The 6712-nt window shown below is 66.1% G+C and carries 9 protein-coding genes; all 9 read left to right on the plus strand.

Annotated elements, in window-relative coordinates; all coding sequences use genetic code 11:
• Positions 1–1184 precede the first annotated feature (1184 nt).
• The 9 genes from AU193_RS16015 to AU193_RS16050 all read left to right on the plus strand — a co-directional run bounded on the left by AU193_RS16015 (position 1185) and on the right by AU193_RS16050 (position 6487).
• Positions 1185–2309, plus strand: a complete 1125-nt coding sequence (locus tag AU193_RS16015) for a site-specific integrase (RefSeq protein WP_064423362.1) — start codon at positions 1185–1187, stop codon at positions 2307–2309.
• 316 nt (positions 2310–2625) lie between these two features.
• Positions 2626–2820 carry an excisionase family DNA-binding protein gene (locus AU193_RS16020; RefSeq protein ID WP_064423363.1) on the plus strand — a complete coding sequence of 65 codons (195 nt, stop codon included), beginning with the start codon at positions 2626–2628 and terminating at the stop codon, positions 2818–2820.
• 86 nt (positions 2821–2906) lie between these two features.
• Positions 2907–3176, plus strand: coding sequence for a hypothetical protein (locus AU193_RS16025; protein WP_253867873.1), 270 nt, complete (start codon positions 2907–2909; stop codon positions 3174–3176).
• The gene (locus tag AU193_RS16030) at positions 3173–4264 is read left to right on the plus strand and encodes an AAA family ATPase (RefSeq protein ID WP_156425246.1); all 1092 of its coding nucleotides are present in this window, start codon (positions 3173–3175) and stop codon (positions 4262–4264) included. Before AU193_RS16025 ends, AU193_RS16030 begins: the two co-directional genes overlap by 4 nt.
• A 331-nt stretch (positions 4265–4595) precedes the next feature.
• A complete protein-coding gene (locus AU193_RS16035; RefSeq protein WP_156425247.1) occupies positions 4596–4733 on the plus strand; it encodes a hypothetical protein in 138 nt (45 codons plus the stop codon).
• Complete coding sequence (locus AU193_RS23205; RefSeq protein ID WP_156425248.1) at positions 4730–4987, plus strand: hypothetical protein; 258 nt, start codon at positions 4730–4732, stop codon at positions 4985–4987. The genes AU193_RS16035 and AU193_RS23205 overlap by 4 nt, the downstream gene beginning before the upstream one ends.
• 29 nt (positions 4988–5016) lie before the next feature.
• A complete protein-coding gene (locus tag AU193_RS16040; protein WP_156425249.1) occupies positions 5017–5364 on the plus strand; it encodes a hypothetical protein in 348 nt (115 codons plus the stop codon).
• Positions 5361–5675, plus strand: a complete 315-nt coding sequence (locus AU193_RS16045; RefSeq protein ID WP_064423368.1) for a hypothetical protein — start codon at positions 5361–5363, stop codon at positions 5673–5675. The genes AU193_RS16040 and AU193_RS16045 overlap by 4 nt, the downstream gene beginning before the upstream one ends.
• 14 nt (positions 5676–5689) lie before the next feature.
• Positions 5690–6487 (plus strand): hypothetical protein, encoded by a 798-nt coding sequence (locus tag AU193_RS16050; protein WP_064423369.1) that lies wholly within the window; start codon positions 5690–5692, stop codon positions 6485–6487.
• Positions 6488–6712: the final 225 nt, after the last annotated feature.

Genomic DNA, 6712 nt, shown 5'->3' on the forward strand with positions numbered 1-6712 from the left:
GGACCAAAACCGCCGACCAAATCCTAGCCAGCATCGGCAACTACTGCTCACAAATTAATGACTCAGGACACTAGGACAGGTGCACCGCTCCACCAGATTCGGCAGTGACCCGCCGCCAAGAGCGTTGACCGCCGTTAGATTGAGGAGCACCTCGCTGCGACGGCCAGTCACTTGCTCTCGTGGTGGCGGGCCGAATCTGCTCTTGTAGAGAGCTGACGCGAACTCTGGCGTGAGGGTGCCCTCGGCACAGTCCTGTCCGGTGCCTTGTTCACCGATCAGTGGTTTTAACCGACTTAGGACGCGGGTAACCCGGTTGCCAGCGGGGGTCGCGGCGGTGGTGTTGCGCCCCAACAGCGCGCAAACCATCGACCTGTGAAGCAACACGCTGCTTCTGTCCACGGGTTAGCAGCACAGATCGAGTGAGGAGGGTGCGCGATGATGAGAGCAAAGCGACTCGCAGCCGGTGCACTGATGGCCGGCATGTTGGGTGCTGGCGCTTTTGTAGGAGCGGGTCAGGCCAGTGCTGACCCTCACCATGGATGTCCACCGTGGATTTCCGGACCCGGCCCTGGGTGCTTGCCACCGCCCGGGCATTTGCAGAAAGAATGGTGGTGGCCGCTAGACGGACCGCCCGGGCATTGGCCCGTGAACCCAGGAAAGGTAAACCACTGGTGACCTAGGCACCGACGCGATGGCCGTCTTGGGACCACTAGGAGGGCGGCCATTCGTAGTGCCGCGCAGGTTCTCAGCGTGCTGCTTCTTCATCTGAGCTCTCCCTTACGCGCCCGGTGTCGATCACGGGATTGGATCAAGAACCTGTCGGCTGCGCTCCGAGTTCATCATCGGAGGTTGGCTCGCGGGTGCGGGGATTAGCCGAAACGCGATCGGTGCGCATACGCCGGTGAGAAGGGGGCTGCCAGGCGTTTGCCCATTCTAAGGCCACGACGGTGACTAGGAGAAGGCAAAAGTTGCTCTGAACTGCAACAACTCTGGTGCGCGATACTGGGATTGAAGTAGGCCAAACGCAATTTTCGGATCGGTGCCGTAACCTGCAAAAAGGGCGCCTGAGCAGGCGACACGACGGACAGTATCGCGTGAGCCAAGTGGAGCCATATGGAACCTGATGTAGGTTCATTGGGCACGTATTGGGCACGCCGCCGCGATACTGACCAACACGGAGAGCCATGCCACGCACCCGCGAGAAGCGGTCCTTCGCCACCATCCGCAAGCTGCCATCGGGACGCTTCCAGGTCCGCTACACCGGCCCGGATGGGGCGCGCCACACCGCACCGGCGACGTTCGGCGCCCGGATCGACGCCGAGGCGTTCGTCGTCGCGAAGCGCCGCGAAATCGACCGGGGAGTATGGGACGCGACGGCCGAGAGGAAGCGGGACGCGATCACGTTCGGCGCCTACGCCGCCGCATGGGTGGAAGGCCGACAGGTCGCCGGACGTCCAATCAAGGACCGCACCCGCGAGCACTACTACGCGATCCTCGAAGACCATCTGGTCCCGGAGTTCGGCGCCCGCCAGATCGCCGCCATCACGCCGAAGGACGTTCGCGAGTGGCACGCCGGCGCGCTCGTCGACCGGCCCACCATGCGCAGCGACGCCTACAGCCTGCTCCGCACGATCATGGCGAGCGCCGTCAACGACGAATTGCTCGACTCCAACCCCTGCCGGATCTCCGGCGCGGGCCGCGCCAAGCGCGTGCACAAGATCCGGCCGGCGTCCATCGACGAACTTGCGACCGTGACGGCCGCGATGCCCGAGAGGCTGCGACTGATGGTCATTCTCGCGTCGTGGTGCGCGATGCGCTTCGGCGAGACTGTCGAATTGCGCCGCGGGGACGTCGACCTGGGCGACGAAGTGATTCGCATTCGTCGCGCGGCGGTTCGCACGCAAGGCGGCACGTTCGCAGTCACGACTCCGAAGTCTGACGCCAGTATCCGCGACGTCGCGATCCCGCCGCATATCATCCCGCAAATCGAAGATCATCTGGCGAAATTCGTTGATGGTAAACGTGATTCGCTTGTGTTCCCGAACGAAGCTGGCGAGCATCTGCAACCCTCGACGCTCTACCGGCACTGGTACAAAGCCCGCGCAGAGGCGGGCCGCGACGACCTACGTTGGCACGACCTACGGCATTCCGGCGCGGTCCTGGCCGCGGCGACCGGCGCCAGCCTCGCCGAACTCATGGCCCGCCTCGGGCACTCCACACCGCAGGCCGCGATGCGCTACCAGCACGCCGCCCAGGGGCGCGACCGCGAAATCGCCGCACTGTTGTCGAAGCTGGCAGCGAACGGATGAAGAGACACGCGGAGACGTTGCCTTTCGCGACGTGTCGCGGCAATCTGTTAACCTCCGAAACCACAATCGAACACCGACGCTAATCAAGGCTTACAGGCGACACGCCCGCTACACAGGCGGGATTCGACCGGCGCACCACCCACCGGGAACTCCGGACCGGCGAGATCGTAGAAGCTGAGACGAACGGCGCACGCCCCGAACCGGGGTCCACCCGCTGAGTCCCAAACTGGGACTCACTGAACCGGCAGCCGAGCACAGAGAAGGCCCAAATGGCCTATCTGTCGCTCGGCTGTTCCTGTTTCAGAAGGGAACCCCTGTGCAGAACACTCCGAATCGGCGCCGATACGGATCAATCGCGGACGCAGCCGAGTACATCGGCGTAACGCCGAGAACGATTCGCCAGATGATCGCCGACGGCCGGCTGACCGGCTATCGCAATGGTCCCCGCCTGATCCGCGTCGACCTGAATGAAGTCGACGATGCGATGCAGCCCTTCGGCGGCGGCGCATGAGGATCTACGAACGAAGAAGCCGCCGACCTGGGCAGGATTCGGCGGCTTCAAAGTCCCTGGTGATGGACTCCGACCAGCATAGAGGCTTGACCGCGTGGAAGCGGCGACAGCACGCCGCGCGGCGTTTCTCGCCGCTGGACTGCGGGTGCCCCGATCCGTGGCCGTGCCGATGCTCATTACCGCCGTTATCCGACAAGATGATCGACGCCGGCCGCGACGCCGCGCTCCACGTCCTCGCGCTCGGCCAAGTGCCGTTGCTCGAAGTCGAAGTGCTCCAAGCGCTTTGGCGACGCGGCGGCGAGGATCGTGAACTCGCCGAACTGCTGTACACCCTGACAGACGGAGCCATCGCGTGACCGCCCGCGTCGATCCCGGCCTTGTCTCGGCGCGTCGGATGGCCGCGGTCGCCAACTTCCAACGGTCCGACGACCTCGACCCACCCGAACCGCCACCCGACGACGCCGCCTCTCGCCGGCCGGCGCCGGCGCACAAGCGGTATCCGGCCGTCGACTGGCAACGAGCGTTCGACGGAGCAGCCGACGACGTGGACTGGCTGGTCCCTGACTTCATCGCGCGCGGCCAGTCCTACGCGCTGGTATCGACGGCGAAGGCCGGCAAGTCGCTGCTCATGCTCGACGTCGCCGCCGCGATCGCGGCCGGCCGGCCAGTGCTCGGCCAGAAGCCGCAGCCACCCGTCCGGGTGCTCTACGTCGACCACGAAAACAGCAACTTCGACATCATCGAACGGCTACGCGACATGGGCTACACACCCGACGAACTCGCCAACCTGCGATTCCTGTCGTTCCCGTCCATGCCACCGCTCGACGGCGCCGCCGGCGGCATCGACCTGGTAGCCGTCGCCGCACACCACGACGCCGCCCTGGTCGTCATCGACACCGTGGCCCGCGTGGTCGCCGGCGAGGAAAACAGCGCCGACACCTACCGGGCGCTGTACCGGCACACCCTGGCGCCGCTCAAGGGCGCCGGCCGCGCCGTCGTGCGACTCGACCACCGCGGGCACGGTGTGAAGACGACCGCGCGCGGGTCGAGCGCCAAGGCCGACGACGTGGACGCCGTGTGGATGCTCGACACGGCGCCCGGAGGCGAAGACGACGAAGTGTTCGTGAACCTCGGACTCGAACGGCAGCGCGGCAACGCGCACCCTGACCGGATTCTGCTGCTGCGCCAGTACGACCCGCACCTGCGGCACATCATCCGGCCCAAGACGATGCCCGACGCCGAGCGGCGCCAGATCGGTGCGTGCATCGACGCCATGATCCAACTTCGCCTGCCCGTCGAGACAGGGAACCGCAGAGCGCGCGAAGCGCTGCGGCTGGCCGGACACACCTTCCGGAACACCACGATCGCCGACGCAGTGCGTCAGCGGAAGGCCAGTTCAACGTTTCCCCGAACTGCCGGGGAAACGTCAGAAGGGATGTTCTGACCATGCTTCCGGTGAACGTAAAGCGCCAGGTCAACGTTTCCCCGATGCGCCGGGGAAACGTCGGTACAACCGTTGCGACAATGACCGGGGAAACGTCGTTGTTGTCGGTTTGCAAAAGCGCAGGTCAAACGTTTCCCCGATCCGCCGGGGAAACGTCGGGAAACGTGCGCTCCGTAGCGCGTTCCAACGTTTCCCCGCGGGTGTGTCCCATAAGGGACACCCGCGGAACGGGAACGCACGGCGCACCGACCCGTCCGGGCGGCGCCCGGTGAACCGCGCCCAGCGCCGGCGTGCCCGCGTCAGAACCCTCCCGGCGAGACAAGGCCAGGACATGGCGGCTGCTGTCGCCTGCCCGGACTGCAACAGCGTCGCGGCCGTCGCCGAGGTCGTACCCGGATACTTCCGCGGCGTCGTCGAGCACGACGACATCTGCCCCTGGTACGCCGCTTTGAAACGTGACCTTCGATGAGCGCCTCCGATTCCCCGCCTGTCGCCGGCGTATTGGTCTGCCACCGCGGCCCGAGCGCGGGCTACCAAGCCGAATGGACCTACTGGGACTCCATCGCGCAAGCACGCGAAGCCGAAGCCGAACTCACGCCGTGCGGCACGCTGTGTATCGGCGTGCACAGCGTGGCGCGCCTCGTAGGTCTGGACCGCAGACGCCGGCCGTCGTTGAGGACCAGGACGACGAGCACCACCGGCGCCGACAGAGCAGGCACATGAGCGAGTCTGGTCTGCTACGGGCCGGCGGGGTGGTCGTCCTCAGCGGGCCGGCGCTCAAAGCGGCCCGCGACTGCGCCCTGATCGCGGTCAAACACCGCAAGATGTCCGGCGTTCCGTTCCAGACCTACGAGGCGCTGGCCTGCGAACTTAATGCTGCCATGGCCGCAGCCGGTCACTCGGACGTTCGTTCGCCCGCCATCAGTCACGATGTGCCTATGACTCAACCAACCGTGCCACTCGCCGAAGCGGCCGCCCGCCAAGGCATTTCGCTGCGGCAAGCCCGCCGGCGCGCCCCCCAACTCGGCGGCAAAAAGATCGCCGGCCGCTGGTTCGTCGACGAAATCGCGTTACGTCAACACATCGAAGGAAGGCAATGAACAAACAGGAACGAGACCGGCTGTTGGCCAGCCTGACCGACGACGAACTAAGCGCCCTGCGCGCCCGCGCCGGCGATGCTGCACCGCCCGACGACGACGGTGACGCCGGTGCCGACGGGGACGCGGAACGGCAATTCCTCCGCCGCCTCTCGGCCAAACCCAATAACTGGCTCGCCGAAACCCTCGACCGGCTTTCCGCCGCCAGCCCAGCCAGCGACGGCGTCGAGGACGACCGTGCCTTCCTCCGTCAACTACTAAGCCACGCCCACGGCGGGCCACCCGAACCCCCGAGCACCAACCAACCCACCTGAAAGGCACAGCCCACATGGACATCACCCTCCGCTCGACCCTGATCGTCGTCACCAAAACCGCTGATACACTTGGGATTTCACTACCCGCCGGTTACATCGCCGAACTCGACAGAGCCCGCGCCATCGTCGCCGGCGCCGAACGATTCCGCGAAACCTCCGCGAGCCAACTCAACTCCGCCGTCCTCGACGCGATCGAAGCCGGCCGCGACGTCCACACCGACACGATCGTGCAGCGGATGATGTTCGCCCGGAACCTCGTTGCCGGCGGCATCGAAATAGACGCCGACCAGCGCAGAAAAGAAATCAGCCACGCCGCGCTCCTGGACTACGCCGACGACATCCTCGCCTCGTGGGCAGAGTTTCTGAAGCCACACGCCCAGGCCCTAGCCGACGCCGCCGAAGCCCTACCCAGCCACGACCTGGCCAACACCGAACAGGTCACGACGCTCACCGTCGAGGGCATGAAGCACCTGAGCAACGCCCAGATCGCCGTGAAACTGTGGGCTGCCGCCATTCAAGGGTTCGGTGTTCTGGTGAAGACAGCAGGGCCGCCGTTCAACGATCACACTCGGCCGTTGAGCATCACGCCCGACATCGGGATTCTCGAGTTCGCGACGATCCGCGACGAGGCCGTCCGCGAGCGAACCGAAGTGACGCCGTGGCTACTGGCGCAGCACGGCATCCCGCTCGAACTCGCCACGATCACCGGGTTCGCCGAGCGCGTCGCCAACTATGAGCGGCAACGCCAGGCCGCCCAGGAACAAGCCGAAGCCGTTCAAGCCGAAGCACGCAGAACCGCGATCGGGAGGTAGACCAACGATCCGCACAGAGACACCTTGCAGGCCGGCGCGAGCGGGGGCTTTCCCGGAACCCCGCCAGCGCGCCGCCTGCGAGGCCCAAGGCCGGCCACCAAGCAGCCGTGCGGCCGGCGCATCGGGAGCGCCATGGCGCCGCCCAGGCGACGCCCAGGCGCGCACCGGCCGCACGGTACGACCCACCCCACAACGACGAGAACGCCGACGGGCCCGGTATCCCCC

Source organism: Mycobacterium sp. GA-1285, from assembly GCF_001499905.1.
GTDB lineage: Bacteria > Actinomycetota > Actinomycetes > Mycobacteriales > Mycobacteriaceae > Mycobacterium.